Source organism: Anabaena sp. FACHB-595, assembly GCF_048568275.1.
Lineage (GTDB): Bacteria > Cyanobacteriota > Cyanobacteriia > Cyanobacteriales > Nostocaceae > Trichormus.
The window spans coordinates 4,037,704-4,056,283 of record NZ_CP183473.1; the positions used below are offsets into that span (position 1 = coordinate 4,037,704).

Consider the following 18,580-nt stretch of genomic DNA (forward strand, 5'->3'; position numbering starts at 1 on the left):
TGAAGAGTGCTAACCCGTCGTTAAGAACAAGAGATTATGGCTGTTGCAACCCAATCCCTCGAAGAACTTTCTATTAATGCGATTCGTTTCTTGGCTGTTGATGCCATAGAAAAGGCAAAATCGGGACACCCCGGACTACCGATGGGCGCGGCTCCAATGGCTTTTGTGCTGTGGAACCGCTTTATGCGGTATAACCCGAAAAATCCCAAATGGTTTAACCGCGATCGCTTTGTTTTGTCTGCTGGTCATGGTTCCATGTTGCAGTATGCCCTGCTCTACCTGACAGGCTACGATAGCGTCAGCATTGAGGACATCAAGCAATTCCGCCAGTGGGAATCCAAAACCCCCGGACACCCAGAAAACTTCATGACCGCAGGTGTAGAAGTCACCACTGGGCCACTAGGTCAAGGTATTGCCAATGGTGTTGGTTTAGCGATCGCAGAAGCTCACCTCGCAGCTAAGTTCAACAAACCCGATGCCAAGATTGTTGACCATTATACCTATGTAATTTTAGGTGATGGTTGCAACATGGAAGGCGTTTCTGGTGAAGCAGCCTCTTTTGCTGGACACTTGGGATTAGGTAAACTGATCGCTCTGTACGACGACAACCACATTTCCATCGATGGTTCTACAGATGTAGCCTTTACCGAAGATGTTTCCAAGCGTTTTGAATCTTATGGCTGGCACGTCATCCATGTTAAAGATGGCAACACCGATTTAGAAGCAATTCACAAAGCTATTGAAGAGGCAAAAGCTGTCACCGATAAGCCCACCATGATTAAGGTGACAACCATTATCGGTTACGGTTCCCCTAACAAATCTAATACTGCCGGGGTTCACGGTGCAGCATTGGGTGGAGATGAAGTAGCCTTAACTCGTCAAAATCTAGGTTGGTCACACGACCCATTTGTTGTTCCCGAAGATGTCCTCAACTATACCCGTAAAGCAGTAGAGCGCGGTGCAGGCTACGAATCTGACTGGAACAAAACCTACGCAGATTACAAAGCTAAATATCCCCAAGAAGCGGCTGAATTTGAGCGTTACTTAAGCGGCAAACTGGCTGATGGTTGGGATAAGGTACTACCATCCTACACCCCCGAAGATAAAGGACTTCCCACCCGTAAGCATTCAGAAACCTGCCTCAACAAATTGGCGGCGGTTCTACCTGAACTCATTGGTGGTTCGGCTGACTTGACCCATTCCAACCTCACCGAAATCAAGGGCAAAGGCGACTTCCAAAAAGGACAATACCAAAATCCCAACATCCACTTTGGTGTCCGGGAACATGGTATGGGCGCAATCTGTAACGGTATTGCGCTGCATGGTTCGGGATTAATTCCCTATGGCGCTACCTTCTTAATCTTCAGTGATTATATGCGCGCTCCCATCCGTTTATCTGCCCTGTCTCAAGCCGGCTCGATTTGGGTGATGACCCACGATTCCATCGGTCAAGGTGAAGACGGCCCGACCCACCAACCAATCGAAACGCTGGCCTCACTCCGTGCTATTCCTAACCTGACAGTAATTCGTCCCGCCGACGGTAACGAAACCTCCGGCGCTTACAAAGTAGCAATTGAGAGAGCTAAGAACAACGCTCCTACTTTGTTGGCGTTTACTCGTCAAAATGTTCCCAACTTGGCAGGTACATCGATTGATGACGTAGCTAAGGGCGGATACATTGTTGTAGATACCGATGGCACACCAGATTTAATCCTGATTGGTACTGGTTCAGAATTGAGCCTCTGTGTCACCGCAGCCGAGAAACTCAAAGCTGAAGGCAAGAAAGTTCGTGTAGTCTCCTTGGCTGCTTGGGATTTGTTTGATGCACAAGATGCAGCTTACAAAGAATCAGTTCTACCTAAAGCTGTCACCAAGCGTTTAGCTGTAGAAGCGGCTAGCAGCTTCGGCTGGCACAAATATATTGGTAGTGAAGGCGATGCTGTAACTATAGACCGCTTCGGTGCTTCTGCTCCTGGCGGCGTTTGTTTGGAGAAATTTGGTTTTAGCGTTGATAATGTATTAGCTAAAGCTAAACAATTGTTGGGTTAATAGCAACAGAATATTCTCTTACATTAATTATTGGGTGGGCATAATGCCTGCCCTTTTTTGTGGCATAAAAGTGCAAAATCATAATTCCTGATAATTTATAATATGTGTTTGGGTGCTGTAGTGATCAAGATAATCAACTTCATGAAAAATTCACATATTAGAATTTTTCATTTTTCCGCATATATATAACTCCTATTTGATTTTCACTGGCGTAGTCTGTGTTGACGCTGAAAAATTCCAAATAGACGAGACTTGTTTTTTGTTCCCTATTTATGCAAGTAATTTCCCAAAGAAAAGCGGAATATCATAACATTTACTTAATTAGGCTCAACTGATGAATCAAAGCAAATTATCTCAAAATAAGCCTATAATTTTGGGCTTATGTTTACCTGCGATCGCTGCATATTTCACCGTAAATACAGGAACCTTTTCTCTACAACCAGCTAACGCCAAAGAAACACAATCTTTCCAACTAGCACAACAAAGCAGTTCCCCATCCGAAAAAGTCAGAATTGCCGTTCTTGATTTTGATTTTAGTAGCGTCAGTAACCCCAGTTACTTATCACTTTTTCCCGCAGGTAGTAAGGGTGTCAGTGACATCCTCGTCAATCGGTTAGTGAAAAGCGGTAATTTTGTTGTCGTGGAACGTAGCCAATTAGAAGCTATTTTAAGAGAACAAGATTTAGGTGATTCTGGAAGAGTTGATGCTAGTACAGCCGCAAAAATTGGCCGTATTTTAGGCGTTGAGGCGGTTGTCATCGGCTCAGTGACTCAATTTGACGTTCAACAACGGCGCTCTGGGGGTGGCTTTTTAGGATTTGGTGCAGCGAGTACCGATACCGATGCTTTGGTCAAATTGAATATTCGTGTAGTCAATACAACTACAGCCGAAATCTTGTTTGTAGCTGAAGGTAATGGGAATGAGAGCCAGTCCGATACTCAAGTCAGTGTATTGGGTATTGGTGGAGGTTCCTCTACTAGCAACGAAGGCAAATTACTCACCAAAGCCACTGAAAAAGCGATCGATCAAGTCATCACTGAATTGAATACAAAATCCACCAATTTAGCCGCTTTACCAAAAGCTTTACCCAGCGTTAACGCCACTGTAGCTGATGTCACAGGAAATACTGTGATTTTAAACAAAGGTAAATCAGACGGTTATCGAGTCGGGATGAAACTTTCCATTGAGCGAGTGACAAAACAAGTGAAAGACCCGACCACAGGTAAAGTTATCCGCAGTGTTACTCAACCATTAGGCATGATTCAACTAGTTGACGTGGATGCTACATCTAGCGTTGGGAAAATCACCACTGGCGGTAAATTCAAAGTTGGAGATATTGCTAAACCTGCACAATAGAATCTTACTTGCATGATTGGCGCGATCGCCTTTTCTTAATTACCTTGTGAAAAACAAGATACCCGACTTTTTTTAAAAGTCGGGTATTTGTGGCTAGGCAATTAAACTAAAATCGCTACTACTTAAAGTAATATCAGGATTACCTAAACGAGCAAACTCAAACACTGTACTTGTACCCAGAACATTACCGTCTCGATTGTAAAATAAGCTACCACTACCTTGGCTATAGACAATTCGCGCACTACTAGCATTAACAAATTCATCATCACTGACAACGGCAAAATCAGTTAAAGCCTGTCCTGCGCTATTAGTAACTGCATTAAATGTAGCTTTACTCAACACAATTTGGTCTTGTCCCACATCAAACTGGCTAATGTAATCAACCCCTAAACTGGAACTAAAAACACCACTACTTTGGAATAGATATTTATCCTGACCAATACCACCAGTCAGAATATCATCCCCCAATCCACCCCAGAGGGTATCATTTCCAGCTAATCCTTGCAGTTGGTCGTTTCCGTTACCACCAGCCAGAATATTATTTAAAGCATTACCAGTGAGCCTGTCATTACCTGTACCACCTGTAGCATTTTCGATGACGTTATTAGCAGAGAGAATCAGTTTGAGGTTGTTATTCACTGTTTGTGATGTAGTCACACCCAGATTTACCCTGACAGTAGCCGTACTACCATTGAAGTCAATAGTATCAATACCACCTGTAGCGGTTTCTGTAATCGTGTCCGTTCCCAAAGCAGCATTAGCTACAAAGGCATAAGTATCATTTCCCGCGCCACCAGAAAGAATATTATTGCCACTATTACCTGTGAGGATATTATTTCCCGCATTACCTGTACCGTTAATTGCTGCTGTTCCTGTGAGGGTGAGGTTTTCCACATTAGTTGGCAAAGTGGTAGTCACAGAAGCACTGAGGGTATCGGTAATAGTTGTGGTAACAGTATTGGTTGTCCCAAGAGTAGCATTGGTGGGAGAAGTCAGCCTGAGTGTAAAGGTTTCATTTGCCTCATTAACTGAATCATTGAGAATAGGGATATTGATGACTTTACTGGTTTCCCCTGGATTGAAAGTCAGAGTTCCTGTTGTGCTTGTATAGTCCGAACCTGCTGTAGCTGTACCATTAGCGGTGGCATATTGGACGGTGATAATTTGACTGCTGGCTTGGGAAAGAGTAACGGTATAGGTAACGTTTTGAGGACTGCTATTACCTTCGACTATGGTTTGGCTACCACTGAGATTTATAGTAATGCCGGTAGGTAAGGTGTCATCATTAGTAATGGTTCCAGTGACGGCTGTTGTTGTACCGACTGTATAACCTGTGCCGCTTGCTAAAGTTAAAGCAACGGTTTCATTACTTTCAACGGTGGTATCTGCGGTAGGATTAATCGTTAAGATGGCTGTACTCGCACCCGCAGCAAAGGTAATTGTACCTGTGGTAGCAGTGAAACTAGCAGCACCACTTTGAGCGTAGTCAGTGTTCAGGGTAGCTGTCCCAGCAACGCCAAAGTTAATGGTTAAGGCGTTGGTTGTGCTGCCAGTGCGGGTAAAGGTGTAAATTAAATTTGGGGTTCCGTCTTCGGTAACGCTAGCTGGAGATACTGCTAGGGTAATACTGGGGAAATCATCGTTAGTAATGGTTCCAGTGACGGCTGTTGTTGTACCGACTGTATAACCTGTACCGCTTGCTAAAGTTAAAGCAACGGTTTCGTTACTTTCGACGGTGGTATCTGCGGTGGGGTTAATCGTTAAGATGGCTGTACTTGCACCCACCGCAAAGGTAATTGTACCCGTGGTAGCAGTGAAACTCGCTGCGCCTGTTTGAGCGTAGTCAGTGTTCAGGGTAGCTGTCCCAGCAACGCTATAATTTACGGTTAGGGCGTTGGTAGTACTACCAGTGCGGGTGAAAGTGTAAATTAGATTTGGGGTTCCGTCTTCGGTAACGCTAGCTGGAGATACGGCTAAGGTGATAGTTGGTGAGGTATTACCAATGGTTATAGTTTGATCTGAAAATTGTATTTGTTCAACTTCACGTAATGTATCTACGCCATCACGATTAGCCACCGTATCGGTAACTGTAAAAACACCCCCATTACTAGTTACTTGATATTGAGAACGAGTACCTAAATAAACAGCGATATCATTACCAGTCCCACCGTAGAATGTATCGTTACCTGCACCACCCTCAAAACGGTCGTCACCCTGTTCACCAAATAAGACATCATTACCAAAAAATCCTCTGAGGGTATCATTACCTAAACCACCAAATAACTGATCTGGGGAGTTAGTACCATCGATAGTTTGATTGAGGTTAACGGTGTTAGTGTTGAAGATGAAATCACTGGCTTGTAGTAGATTGGGATTAATGTTATTGAGTTTTATTTGAGACTGATCACCATTGAAGAAGGTAGTAATTAAAGCATTATTCTGACCATCATTACTAATGAGTAATTGTAGGGTAGCCCAATCACTAATATTTAGGCTTCTGATATCTATTTTGTCTTGTCCTTGAACAAAATCTATGACTACATCATTGTCTTGTAGTTGTTCCAAGTTAAAGACATCATTACCAGCACCACCATAGAAAGTATCGTTACCCCGACCACCCTCAAAACGGTCATCACCTTGTTCACCAAACAAGACATCATTACCAAAAAATCCTCTGAGGGTATCATTACCTAAACCACCGAATAACTGATCTGGGGAGTTAGTACCATCGATAGTTTGATTAAGGTTAACGGTGTTGAAGATGAAATCACTAGCTTGGAGTAGGTTTGGATTGATATTCAGTAGTTTGATTTGCGACTGATCACCATTGAAGAAGGTAGTAATTAAGGCATTGTCTTGACCGTCGTTACTAATGAGTAATTGTAGGGTAGCCCAATCATTAATATTCAGGTTTCTGATATCTATTTTGTCTTGTCCTTGAACAAAATCTGTGACTACATCATTGTCTTGTAGTTGTTCCAAGTTAAAGACATCATTACCAGCACCACCATAGAAAGTATCGTTACCCCGACCACCCTCAAAACGGTCATCACCTTGTTCACCAAACAAGACATCATTACCAAAAAATCCTCTGAGGGTATCATTACCTAAACCACCGAATAACTGATCTGGGGAGTTAGTACCATCGATAGTTTGATTAAGGTTAACGGTGTTGAAGATGAAATCACTAGCTTGGAGTAGGTTTGGATTGATATTCAGTAGTTTGATTTGCGACTGATCACCATTGAAGAAGGTAGTAATTAAAGCATTATTCTGACCATCATTACTAATGAGTAATTGCAGGGTAGCCCAATCATTAATATTCAGGTTTCTGAGGTCAATCTTGTCTTGTCCACGTACAAAATCTGTGACTACATCATTGTCTTGTAGTTGTTCCAAGTTAAAGACATCATTACCAGCACCACCGTAGAAAGTATCGTTACCCCGACCACCCTCAAAACGGTCATCACCTTGTTCACCAAACAAGACATCATTACCAAAAAATCCTCTGAGGGTATCATTACCTAAACCACCGAATAACTGATCTGCGAAGTTAGTCCCATCGATAGTTTGATTGAGGTTAACAGTGTTGAAGATGAAATCACTAGCTTGCAGTAGGTTTGGATTGATATTCAGTAGTTTGATTTGTGACTGAGAACCATTGAAGAAGGTAGTAATTAAGGCATTGTCTTGACCATCATTACTAATGAGTAATTGCAGGGTAGCCCAATCATTAATATTCAGGTTTCTGAGGTCAATTTTGTCTTGTCCACGGACAAAATCTGTAACTACATCATTGTCTTGCTGCTGTTCCAAGTTAAAGACATCATTACCAGCACCACCATAGAAAGTATCGTTACCCCGACCACCTTCAAAACGGTCATCGCCTTGTTCACCAAATAAGACATCATTACCATTAAATCCTCTGAGGGTATCATTACCTAAACCACCGAATAACTGATCTGCGAAGTTAGTCCCATCGATAGTTTGATTGAGGTTAACAGTGTTGAAGATGAAATCACTAGCTTGCAGTAGGTTTGGATTGATATTCAGTAGTTTGATTTGTGACTGAGAACCATTGAAGAAGGTAGTAATTAAGGCATTGTCTTGACCATCATTACTAATGAGTAATTGTAGGGTAGCCCAATCATTAATATTCAGGTTTCTGAGGTCAATTTTGTCTTGTCCACGCACAAAATCTGTAACTACATCATTGTCTTGCTGCTGTTCCAAGTTAAAGACATCATTACCTGTACCTCCGGTTAAAGTATCGTTACCTCGACCACCTTCAAAGCGGTCATTACCACCCAATCCCTCAATAATATCGTTTCCAGTAGTCCCGATTAAGTTGTCGTCGTTGTTGGTTCCTCGAATAACCATATTTGTATTGTCCCTTTGGGTATAAAGATGTTTTTGATAAGAGTTGATGGACTGTGCAAGGGAATGTAAATTTCATCACACCTACATTCCTTTAACACGATAAATAGTTAGCATAGGAATTTGTTAGCAATTTCTGCCAATTGCATTGCACTTTCATGCCAATTTGGCTGCACACTGTTGCTAAATACCGTAAAATCTCACAAGCAGATATCTCTACATAGATATCTGCATTGTATTGAGAGTGGGATAATATTAATTCATCATTGGCAGGATGTAACGCTGGTCTTTATGCGATCGCTTAACCCTACATCTTTTGGCAAGCTGTCAGTTATTAAAATAATCGACAAAACCCCATTTTCTTAGCATACCAAGTCAGCTGACAAACCACACCATTCGGAGAATTAAGATAACGCTTAAATTCACCACCCAACTGGTTTGCCAAATTTTGCGCTAGTTTTGTTCCCAAGCCTGAGTGTGAGGATAAATCAGCAATTTTTTCAATCTTTAAACCATTATCTGCTACTCGAATGATATTTTTACCATGTTCTTGAGTGCAAATAACTTCTAAACGAGTAGCACCATAAGCATATTTTTTGACATTATATAAGGCTTCTTTTAAGAAGTTACACAGGCTTTGTTTCTGTGCGATGGTTAAATTGCGTTCATCCATCGACTCAAATTTGAGTATCTTGTGTTTTATATTATCGAAGTAACTATAATTTTGCTCTAGACTTTCGCTATAAACTTCAAAGAGAATTTCATCCAGTGGTTGAGATAAATCTAATCTTGAGTATGGTAAGTAATCAGCATCATTTAATCCACTGAGAGTTTCTCCTTTAACTAAATCATAAACATCGCGCAGTTCTTGATTTAGTTGCTGAAGCTTCAATATAAAATCTTGAGGAGATAATCTTTGATCATCTTGAACTTCTCTTAATATAATGTTCAAGGTTTGCAAGGGATGACTATGGATGGCATCAAAAGTTTGGTCAATAATTAGCTGTCGATATTGTAAGCAATAACGTAAGGATTCATCATATCTATGAAAGGCTGCTAAACCTACACCGTTGAAAAATAAAGTTAAAAATGCGGGGATAATTGGTATCCACCAACCAATAATAATGAGTCCATAACATATAAAGACTAAACAAATACTAGCTATAGTAATAAAAATAAGCACCCTGAAAGGATCACGAATCACACGCCCTATAATTAAACCTAAAATCCCCCAAAAAATAATCCACAAATATTCCCATATATCTGCTAAGACATTGACCATCGGACGGTTATCCAATGCAGCACTAACCAACTGGCTAACAATATATGCGTGGACTTCAACCCCATAAATTAGATCTGGATGTTTACTATTTATAGTAGATGAAACTGCATAATCTTTATGACTATAACTAGCCATACCAATCAGAATAATCTTGCCACGAATCTGCTCAGGATTAACCTTGCCGCTTTGCATTTCTGACAGGGAAACTATAGGAAAAGTTTTGCCTTGATTACGAAAATTAATGAGTATTTGACTACCTCCAGCATCAGCTTGCACATATCCGCCTGAATTAGGCTGAAAACGTGGCAATTCAGTGGCTCCAAATTTTATATTATAGGTGTCATTATCAACATTCCCTGGAGGGATACCTTGAGTTTTTAAATAAGTTTCTGCTAATTTAATAGGAAAAGAGAATTTCCATTCTCTTTCTCGATTAGATATTGCTAACAAACTACGTCTTTGTTTGCCATCGGAGTCAATAATGGTTTTACTAAAGCCTATTTGTGATTCTGGTAAACTTGGTGGTAGATTAAAAGTCAAACCACTAATATCGGGCAGAATTTTTTCAACCGCAATTAAATTTTTAATTTTTATGAAGGTTTGAACAAGTTCTTCATATCCAGATTCTTCAGGGAAATATCTAATAATGTCTAGTCCAATAACAGCAGGCTGATGTTTGTGTAAATTCTGCAATAATAATGCGATATCTCTATCAGAGATTGGATCTATTCCACGCTGATTAATGTCATTTTCATTCATACCTATGATCAGAATTCTTTGATCAATTTTCTCCTGGGGACGTAGTTGCATCAAGGTATCAAATGCAGCCCATTCCAGAAATTGTAATGAACCCACTAATCGCAGTGAGGTAACAAAAATAATGGCAGTTATTCCTACACGCCAAATATGATTATCTGAATTTACTTTTGTCCAAATTTGGCGGATCATATATATTTTTTTAGTATAGGTTTTTATTTATTGTTTTGGCGACAAATAAATATTGAATATCAATGATTGATTAATCAATTAAACCTTCTTCTCTGGCACGAATTTCTGATTGAATTCTTAAATTTTTGCCTTCATCTGGATAAACTCCTAAAGCATCATAAATTTTACTCCAATAGTGCCTGACAGTTCTTTCAGCAACGTTCATTCTTTGTCCAATAAAGATATCTTGTAAACCTTCTTTAAAAGCTAGTTGTAAAACCTCTAGCCATTCTGGTTTTACTTCCAAGCCAGAACGTATCTCTTTAGGTGTGTTATGCAAACCTTTGAGAGACCAATCAACTTTGCTTAACATTTCACTCATGGGTAAGCTTTTATCTGCAACTGTAAAACCACCTTCGTGATTGCTAATTGCTGCTTTTAATCTTACTAAAGCACGAGGATTAGCAGTCTGAATCACAATATTGAGAGTCGGATATTGCCTCATTAAAGTTTTAATAAGTTGAAGACCATTATTAGTTTGGGCAGTGCTGCCAACTTTCTCTGGCATAGCTAAATCAATTATCATGAGGTCAAATTTCCCGCTTATCGTATGATTGAGGGCCGATTTTATAGTTTGTGCCTGGACAATATCTGCTTCTGGATAAAGTTGTTTTAAGACATGAAAGGTTGCATATAAAACAGATTCGTGATCATCAATTACTAAAATTTTATATTTGTTAATATTCTGTAATATTCTCTGCATATATAACTTTTTCTTATTGATGAGAAGGCAGCATGAAGTAAATTATATTATCAGTAATATAATTGGGTTTTACGCATAAAAATGAAAAATCAAGGCTGTGGGGGTTATGAGGTATCTTGATTTAATTATTAGTTTTTTCCTTTACCCCTAGTCTTCATAGACAATATGGGCAGGTAAGTCCTAATAATATCAAGATTTATCAATCCTAAATCATGAATTAGTTGACTTTTGGCAGGTGATAATGTACGTTTACCGTCGCCAAATAAAACACCATATCTCTGTGTTATTGTTGCAATGATAGAAACATTTACCAATCATAAAAAACTTAAAAATAAGCCGGATATAATCTAGCTCTGTAAAATTAGATATGTAAGTTTGCTGTGGGATTTTTGTATCAGTTATTTGGACTGTAAGCTCTGCACAATTTTCACTATCTTTCAATCTGATATATATCGATAATCGGGAGGATAGATTTCCTGCGGCGATTTGCATGAACTCCTCTAATATCATCAAAAGAAAACAGCTAGTAGAAGGCAATTCTTGATGCCATACTGTAGGTAATTCAATTTTTAAATTTAAGCCGGGAAGGCGCGCTTTCCATTTATTTAGTAAATGCCAAATTGCTAGCGGTAAACTATTGTCAATATGTGCAGGATATAAATAATCGCTGAGTTCTTTTAAAGAATGATGAAACTTTTCGATAGTTGCCAAGTAATATTTTGCTTCTGGCTGTTGATAAAAAGCGGGATTTATGGATGATACTTCTAAATATCGTCGTATCACAAATGATTCTTGTAGCAAACCATTTTGAATGGCTTCTCCTTCGTGATACATTCTCAGCCATTGCTTACTATTCCACCAAATTAAGGCTCTCTGTGTTTTCTGATGGGATAAGAACCAATAGAATACAACTATAACGGCAGTAATGATGAATAAAAAATTTGTAATAATCATTTCTGTTTTTTACATAACTCATCGGGAAAAAAGGTAATAGAACAAGAAAAACAGTCAATAAGAGAATATATATATACGAAATATACGAAATATACGAATTTTTGTTTACCGAAATTAAATCATTATTTAATATCTACAATATAGGTTAACAAGTTTATATTCTATTAATCTGCGGTAGATAGTAAGGAAACAGCCAAAAGATTGGCATAAAGGTGCAACAATGATTTTCCTAGCTATGCCAAGCATCTACCAAGCAATCTCTCATATATGGGCGATCGCCTAGAATTTCTCTGCTCAACATAGAATGTTTAGGCATATTCAGCACCAGTCTGGGAAAATAAATAACATGGAACTGCCAATTATTTATCACCCAGATTATGTTGCACCATTGCCTGAAGGACATCGCTTTCCGATGGCAAAATTCAAAAAACTCTATGAATTGCTGTTAAGTGATGATGTAGCACAAACAGAGCAATTTTATACCCCAACCCTTCCACCCCTAGAGTTAATCGAGTTAGTTCACACCCCAGACTACGTGCGGTCTTACTGCGAAGGTACACTAGATACCAAAGCACAACGTCGAATCGGTTTACCTTGGAGTCCAGCACTAGCAAATCGTACCTGTATAGCGGTGGGTGGAACAATACTTACGGCGCAGTTAGCACTCAGTCAAGGTTTAGCTTGCAATACGGCTGGCGGTACTCATCACGCTTTTCCTAGTTATGGTTCTGGTTTTTGTATTTTCAACGATTTAGCGATCGCCTCTCGTGTCCTCCAACAACAGCAAATAGTCCAAAAAATCCTCATTGTCGATTTGGATGTTCATCAAGGAGATGGTACAGCTTTTATTTTCCAAGATGATGACAGTGTTTTCACCTTCTCGATGCACTGCGAAATTAACTTCCCAGGAACCAAGCAACACAGTGATTTAGATGTTCCCTTACCAGTAGGAATGGAGGATGATGCTTACCTACAAACCTTGGCAAGTTATTTACCAGATTTGTTATCTGAGATCAAGCCTGACTTAGTATTATACGATGCTGGTGTTGATCCACATATAGGCGATCGCTTAGGTAAACTAGCTTTAACTGACACTGGCTTATTCCGCCGAGAAATGCAGGTTTTAACTACCTGTGTCAGTGCTGGCTATCCAGTCGCCTGCGTAATTGGTGGCGGTTACGCTGATGATATGACATCCCTAGTTTGGCGACATTCCCTAGTACATCGTGCCGCTAGTCAAGTCTATCGCCAATACAAGCTTTAATAGATCATTAAATAATTAGACATTTCATGAGAATATAGATGACATCAGAATTTCTCATCTAGATCAAACATTAGTATTGAGTCATCAATAATTAATTGTGGGAAAACTTGAGCTTGATTGATATCGATATTTTCCTATGCAAAATGTGATGTATAGCGAAACTACCCTTATCTAAGCGCTGTGGCTTGGCTGATGCGGTTGATCGTAATTATCCTCGCTGGTAAATTCTTGACCTAAAAAACACCAGTGGTTTTTATTGTCAATATCAAAAAGGTTAAATGAGTTCCACGGAACCTAACCCCAACCCCTTCCCTTGTAGGGAAGGCTGCTCAAAATCTATCACTGAGTACCAAAGAATCAGGGTTTTAAGCCTCTCCCCGACGCGGGGAGAGGTACCCTACGAGAAGCGCTCCGCGCTACGGAGAGGGGTTCTTCCGAATTTATCGAACTCACATTAATCGAAATTCGGTTAGTAAGCACTTAGAGTTATGTGTTATGAATCAAGGGTTACGGACTAGGCAATAATCCACTCCAAACATTCATAACTCAACCTTGAGTGAGGCAGCAAAGTCAAGAGCCTCAGTCTACGGTTCCATAATTCTTAACTTTAAATTTGCCCGAATGTCGATGTAAAGGATTGTCTAACTCGATACAATTTAAAGGCTGGGAGAGCCGAGGAGAATAAAGTGGTCTTATTGAAAGGCTTTGAAATCGAAATGTACACCGGTACGCCTCAAGGTGAAATCGTCGGCCTCTCGGATAAAATTGTGACTCAATTAGACGGGTTTGTACGAGAACCAGATAGCCGGAACGTAGAATACACAACAGATCCACTACACAGTTATGAGAATTTGCTGTGTGCTTTGTTGCGACCTAGACGCGCATTAAGAGACTACCTCAAGCAATTAGGTGACTATACCCTCATTCCTGGCAGTACGTTATCTTTGGGTAGAAGCGATCGCTTTTTTCGTTCCGACCCAGCCAACCCATATCATGACTATATTGAGCAAACTTACGGCACAAAAGTAGTTACCGCTAGTGTTCATATAAACGTAGGCATTGACGATCCAGAAGTATTAATGCGGGCTTGTCGATTAATTCGCGTCGAAGCACCCCTATTTTTAGCCTTAAGCGCCTCATCTCCCTTCATCGATGGTAAAGCCACAGGTTATCACTCCACCCGTTGGGGTGTCTTCCCCCAAACCCCAACCAACGTCCCACTATTTACCAGCCACGCCCATCATATAGAGTGGGTAGAACAGCAATTGGCTATCGGGACAATGCAAAACGTCCGCCACCTGTGGGTATCAGTCAGACCAAATGGCGATCGCCGTCCCTATGATTTGAACCGTCTAGAATTAAGAATCTGTGATTTAGTTACAGATCCCATCTCCTTACTGGCAATTACAGCCTTACTAGAAGCGCGGCTATTACAACTAATAGAAAATCCCGACCTAGATCCCTTAACCCAAAGTAAGTTTTCTCCCGAAGAACTTGTAACCCTCACCGCCAAAAACGAAGCAGCAGCCGCTAGCGCTAGTCTCGATGCCCAACTGACACATTGGCAAGACGGTAGAAGCATCATAGCTAGAGATTGGGTGAATGAAATATATCAAGAAGTTTGGGCGATCGCTAAAAAACATGGCTTTAGCTGTTTCCTCTCTCCCCTCCAGAAAATTTTACGTGAAGGTAACGAAGCCCAACACTGGTTACAGCTACATAAAGTCGGCTTTGACACCCAATGCGTCATCACCCAAGCCATAAGTACCACCCAGGAACGAGAACTTGAACTACAAAATAAGTTGTGTACCCAGCTAAAGGGGTAAGTCGATAGTCAATAGTCAAAAGTTCAGAGTAAAAACAACCGACTATTGACCAAATTTTTTCCTTTTAAAATTCTAATCAACATAACTTAATGGAGAATTATTAACAAAACCTATGGTTGCCCTCTGTCTACTGGTAGATATTGCATAAATAATATATATTTTTATACAAACAGAAATTATACGGACAATGCCTCAGGTAGTTTTAGTTAATCCGCAAATACCCCCTAACACGGGCAACATCGCTCGTACCTGTGCAGCTACAGGTACAGAATTACATCTAGTAGGCCCATTGGGATTTGAAATTAGCGATCGCTACCTCAAAAGAGCAGGTTTAGACTACTGGCCTTATGTTAAACTGCACTACCATAAAACCTTAGAAGCCTTTGAAAATGCACATCAAGAACGTGGCGGTAGATTACTAGGCTTTTCCGTTGGCGGTAGTTCTAGTTATATTCAGTTTCCATATCAAGCTGATGATTGGTTACTATTCGGCAGTGAAACCACAGGCTTACCTCCCACCGTTCTCTCAGCTTGTGATGCTACCTTATACATCCCTATGGCTGAACCAGGTGTTCGCAGCTTAAATCTTTCTGTAAGTGTGGCAGTAGGCTTATTTGAAGTCCGTCGTCAGTTAGGATATCTACTATAATTAGTTACCAAATTTTATTTAAGCAATAATACTTATAGACAAACTACAGCAGAGTTAATCCGTAAGGGTTTAACGAAAACCATAACTATGTTATCGATTTATTTTAATGTATTTATTAATACTTTTATTTATATAAAAAACAGTATAAATATTGAAAAACACCCTGAAAGTTAGGTATGTGGATATAAGAAATTTGTATAGGAAAATCCAGTAAAACCGCAACTGGAATGATAGATTTTGATGAATTAAAATCAGTCAATTTTGGGAAACAAAAGCGGTGAAACCCGTTCTTATAAAGCATTTACACCTTTTTTGTTACTTATCAACTGTCTAGGCGGCAAAAAAGGTGAGAAAAGTTTACACGGTTGTATTTTAGGGAATAATCAACGTAAAGTCTCGTGTTGGTAAGACGGATCAAGTGAAAAAACCTTGAAGATATCTACAGCAGGGGGCATCCTGTTTCCAGGAGTCGAAGTAGAGAAATTGCTGATGGCGACAGATGACTGGGTGAGTATATAATCTCCGGTCACAGCACCTAAAGCAAAATCAACAAAGGCAACTGTGAACAGCAAACTGTGTGAGGGTGTGTGGAGTGGCAAAGACAAGTAAGCACAGCAACTTTAAATTTTGCTAACAGGTGTGAACTTGTCTAAATCAGAGAAGCAGGTTAATCTTGCGTAAGTATCTCTGGTGAAAGTGATCTTGATCTATCTCATGATGTGATCTAAATCATTGACTAGTATCCGACCGAAAAATCGAGGTCAGTTAAGCGCTAGTGATCATAGGAGGTCGTCTTTGAAACGAGCATTGAAAAAAAGAGTGAAGGCTGTGTTGAAAAATACCCCTACCCGCGATGATGCCCCGGCAGATCAGTTCAACGTAGTAAACAATCAAGCTAATCGCCGGGCGCGGAGACAAGCGGCAATGATTGGCCTAGCCATATCAATGGGAGCAACCAGCCTTTTGGTGACTCGACAAAGCGATCAAGCCCAAGCGGCTGCGCCTGTGGGTAGCCAAAAGGCAGCCTCAAGTATCCCTACTGCTACTGATTCCGAACTGAAATTAGCTGCCACGCAACTGGGAACTTCCAGAGTTCTAGCGACCAGCGTGCCGGAGAACCCAGTCATCATGGAACCAACAGCAGTTTCACAGTTGCCTGGACTAGAAGCTAAGTGGCAAATTTTGTCCAGTGGAATGTCTGTGCAGCTTCCTGCATCAGAGAATATTACTAAAAACATCGCCTTTCATAAAACTACTATCAACCACCAATCTCAACTGGCACAAGGGGAACAAACAACCAAGCCAGTAAAAGAGATAGCAGCACAACTGAACAACGTTAACGGCGTGACTGCTGGGCAAAATACATTACCAACGACTCAACCACAAGCACTAGCTGATGACACAACCGCTAGCGATGGTATTAATGCCCAACTAAAAGCGCAGCAAGAATTTGCGCTCAGTCGTTTACAAGAGAAATCGAGCCGTTTAAGAAAAAGTCTGGCGGAGTTGCGGTCTGAGGAGTCAAAAGATTTATCAAAAGCTACTATTGGGTTAACACAGCCCACAAGTTTAGCTAATCAACTACCACCATTGACCACAAATGGTACAGTAATTGAGCAGCAGTTAACAGTGGCTAATGGTAGCCAAGATAGCCTGGCAACGACAATCAAGCAGCCACAGCCGATTAACATACAAGTACAGCCATTAACTGAAACATCAGCATCAACTGCAAATACTTACGAAGTTAAGCCCGGAGATACCCTAGCGGCGATCGCCAGCAGATACAACACTTCCGTTGCAGAATTAGTAAAAGTTAACAATCTCAGCAATCCTAACCAACTAAAAATCAGCCAACAACTGATTATTCCCAGTGCTATAGACAGCAGCAGCACCATAGCTCAAGCACCAGCAATAATTAGCTCTAACAGAGTGCAGTACCCTGGCACTCCTACAGTACCTAACTTCCCTGTAGATACTGCTAGAGTCAATCCCAGCTTGCCAGTTGCACAGCCCCCATCTATAGCTAACAACGACAGTGTACCTATCACTGTGCCAACACCAGGCGCTGATAGTGAAACACCAGTTGATACAATTGTTCCACTGGAATCAGCTTCAGCTCCTGCTGAAACCCAAGGGGTGGGTGGTAATGTACCAATACCCAAAGCCTTTATTGAAATACAGCGCCCTCAACAACCTGGAAAGAGAGCAGCCAGAGCGAAAGGCGATCGCTTACGTAGCTTACAAGCAGAAATCCAAAGATTACAGGCAAAATATCGGGATCAACAGACTGGCAATACACCTGTACCAGTAGTTGCCAATCAAAACAACAACACTGCCATACCAATTCCCGTTACTAGCCCCAACAACTTTGCAGTAACTAGACCAATTTCCAGACAGCAAGAAATCGCCGTACCAATTGCTGTACCCACACCATTAGCACCAAACGACAGTAACCATCCTGTTAAGCCTCAATTCCGGGCTACGCTCCCTGTTAATGAAGCATTAAATCCAGAATTCCTGCCTAACAACGCCCCTCAGAATCCTTCCGTTAGAAGGGTAGCTACACCTCCTGTCCGTCTCAATGCTTCTGAGTCGCTAGGAAGAATGCGAGGAACTACTGTGTCTCCAAAATTGCCACCTTTGGCAGCAGTAGACCAGTACTTACCACAAGCAATCGATGAAAGCGTGCCTCCCCCATCAGACTCCACCACAGCATTCATTTGGCCAGCAAAAGGCGTATTAACGTCTGGTTACGGCTGGCGCTGGGGAAGAATGCACAGAGGTATTGACATCGCTGCTCCGGTTGGTACGCCAGTGTTCGCCGCAGCCGATGGCGTTGTAGAGAAATCTGGTTGGAATAGAGGCGGTTACGGTAATCTAGTGGATATTCGTCACCCCGATGGCAGCTTGACCCGTTACGCACACAACAGCAGGCTTTTAGTACAAGCAGGTCAACAAGTGCGTCAAGGGCAGCAAATCGCCGCTATGGGTAGCACAGGCTTTAGCACAGGGCCCCACACTCACTTTGAAATCCATAAAACTGGCAAAGGAGCAATAAATCCTATAGCGATGCTACCAGCCACCACCAGCAACCGCATATAGTTCCTGGCTATCTTCGACTGAATAATTTCT

At 41.0% G+C, this 18,580-nt stretch carries 10 protein-coding genes; 6 read left to right on the forward strand and 4 right to left on the reverse strand.

Annotated features, from left to right (window positions below):
• The first annotated feature begins 36 nt into the window (after positions 1-36).
• On the forward strand, positions 37-2,049 hold the full coding sequence (gene tkt / locus ACN222_RS16735; protein WP_010997495.1) for a transketolase: 2,013 nt from the start codon (positions 37-39) through the stop codon (positions 2,047-2,049).
• A 334-nt stretch (positions 2,050-2,383) separates the two neighbouring features.
• Complete coding sequence (locus ACN222_RS16740) at positions 2,384-3,406, forward strand: CsgG/HfaB family protein (protein WP_010997496.1); 1,023 nt, start codon at positions 2,384-2,386, stop codon at positions 3,404-3,406.
• Positions 3,407-3,499: 93 nt separating this feature from the next.
• On the opposite strand, the gene ACN222_RS16745 is transcribed toward ACN222_RS16740, so the two are convergent.
• The 4 genes from ACN222_RS16745 to ACN222_RS16760 form a co-directional block, all read right to left on the reverse strand.
• A complete protein-coding gene (locus tag ACN222_RS16745; RefSeq protein ID WP_010997497.1) occupies positions 3,500-7,786 on the reverse strand; it encodes a beta strand repeat-containing protein in 4,287 nt (1,428 codons plus the stop codon).
• A gap of 331 nt (positions 7,787-8,117) precedes the next feature.
• Positions 8,118-10,013, reverse strand: a complete 1,896-nt coding sequence (locus tag ACN222_RS16750; RefSeq protein WP_010997498.1) for a CHASE2 domain-containing protein — start codon at positions 10,011-10,013, stop codon at positions 8,118-8,120.
• Positions 10,014-10,083: 70 nt separating this feature from the next.
• Positions 10,084-10,755: a response regulator transcription factor gene (locus ACN222_RS16755; protein WP_010997499.1), complete on the reverse strand. Its 672-nt coding sequence runs from the start codon at positions 10,753-10,755 to the stop codon at positions 10,084-10,086.
• 249 nt (positions 10,756-11,004) lie between these two features.
• Positions 11,005-11,709, reverse strand: a complete 705-nt coding sequence (locus ACN222_RS16760) for a hypothetical protein (protein ID WP_010997500.1) — start codon at positions 11,707-11,709, stop codon at positions 11,005-11,007.
• 346 nt (positions 11,710-12,055) lie between these two features.
• Here ACN222_RS16760 and ACN222_RS16765 point away from each other — a divergent pair, with 346 nt between their 5' ends.
• From ACN222_RS16765 to ACN222_RS16780, 4 genes are all read left to right on the forward strand, one after another.
• The gene (locus ACN222_RS16765) at positions 12,056-12,973 is read left to right on the forward strand and encodes a histone deacetylase (RefSeq protein WP_010997501.1); all 918 of its coding nucleotides are present in this window, start codon (positions 12,056-12,058) and stop codon (positions 12,971-12,973) included.
• Positions 12,974-13,659: 686 nt separating this feature from the next.
• Complete coding sequence (gene gshA, locus ACN222_RS16770) at positions 13,660-14,799, forward strand: glutamate--cysteine ligase (RefSeq protein ID WP_010997502.1); 1,140 nt, start codon at positions 13,660-13,662, stop codon at positions 14,797-14,799.
• A gap of 187 nt (positions 14,800-14,986) precedes the next feature.
• The gene (locus tag ACN222_RS16775) at positions 14,987-15,448 is read left to right on the forward strand and encodes a tRNA (cytidine(34)-2'-O)-methyltransferase (protein WP_010997503.1); all 462 of its coding nucleotides are present in this window, start codon (positions 14,987-14,989) and stop codon (positions 15,446-15,448) included.
• 795 nt (positions 15,449-16,243) lie between these two features.
• Positions 16,244-18,550, forward strand: coding sequence for a peptidoglycan DD-metalloendopeptidase family protein (locus ACN222_RS16780; RefSeq protein ID WP_044521720.1), 2,307 nt, complete (start codon positions 16,244-16,246; stop codon positions 18,548-18,550).
• Positions 18,551-18,580: the final 30 nt, after the last annotated feature.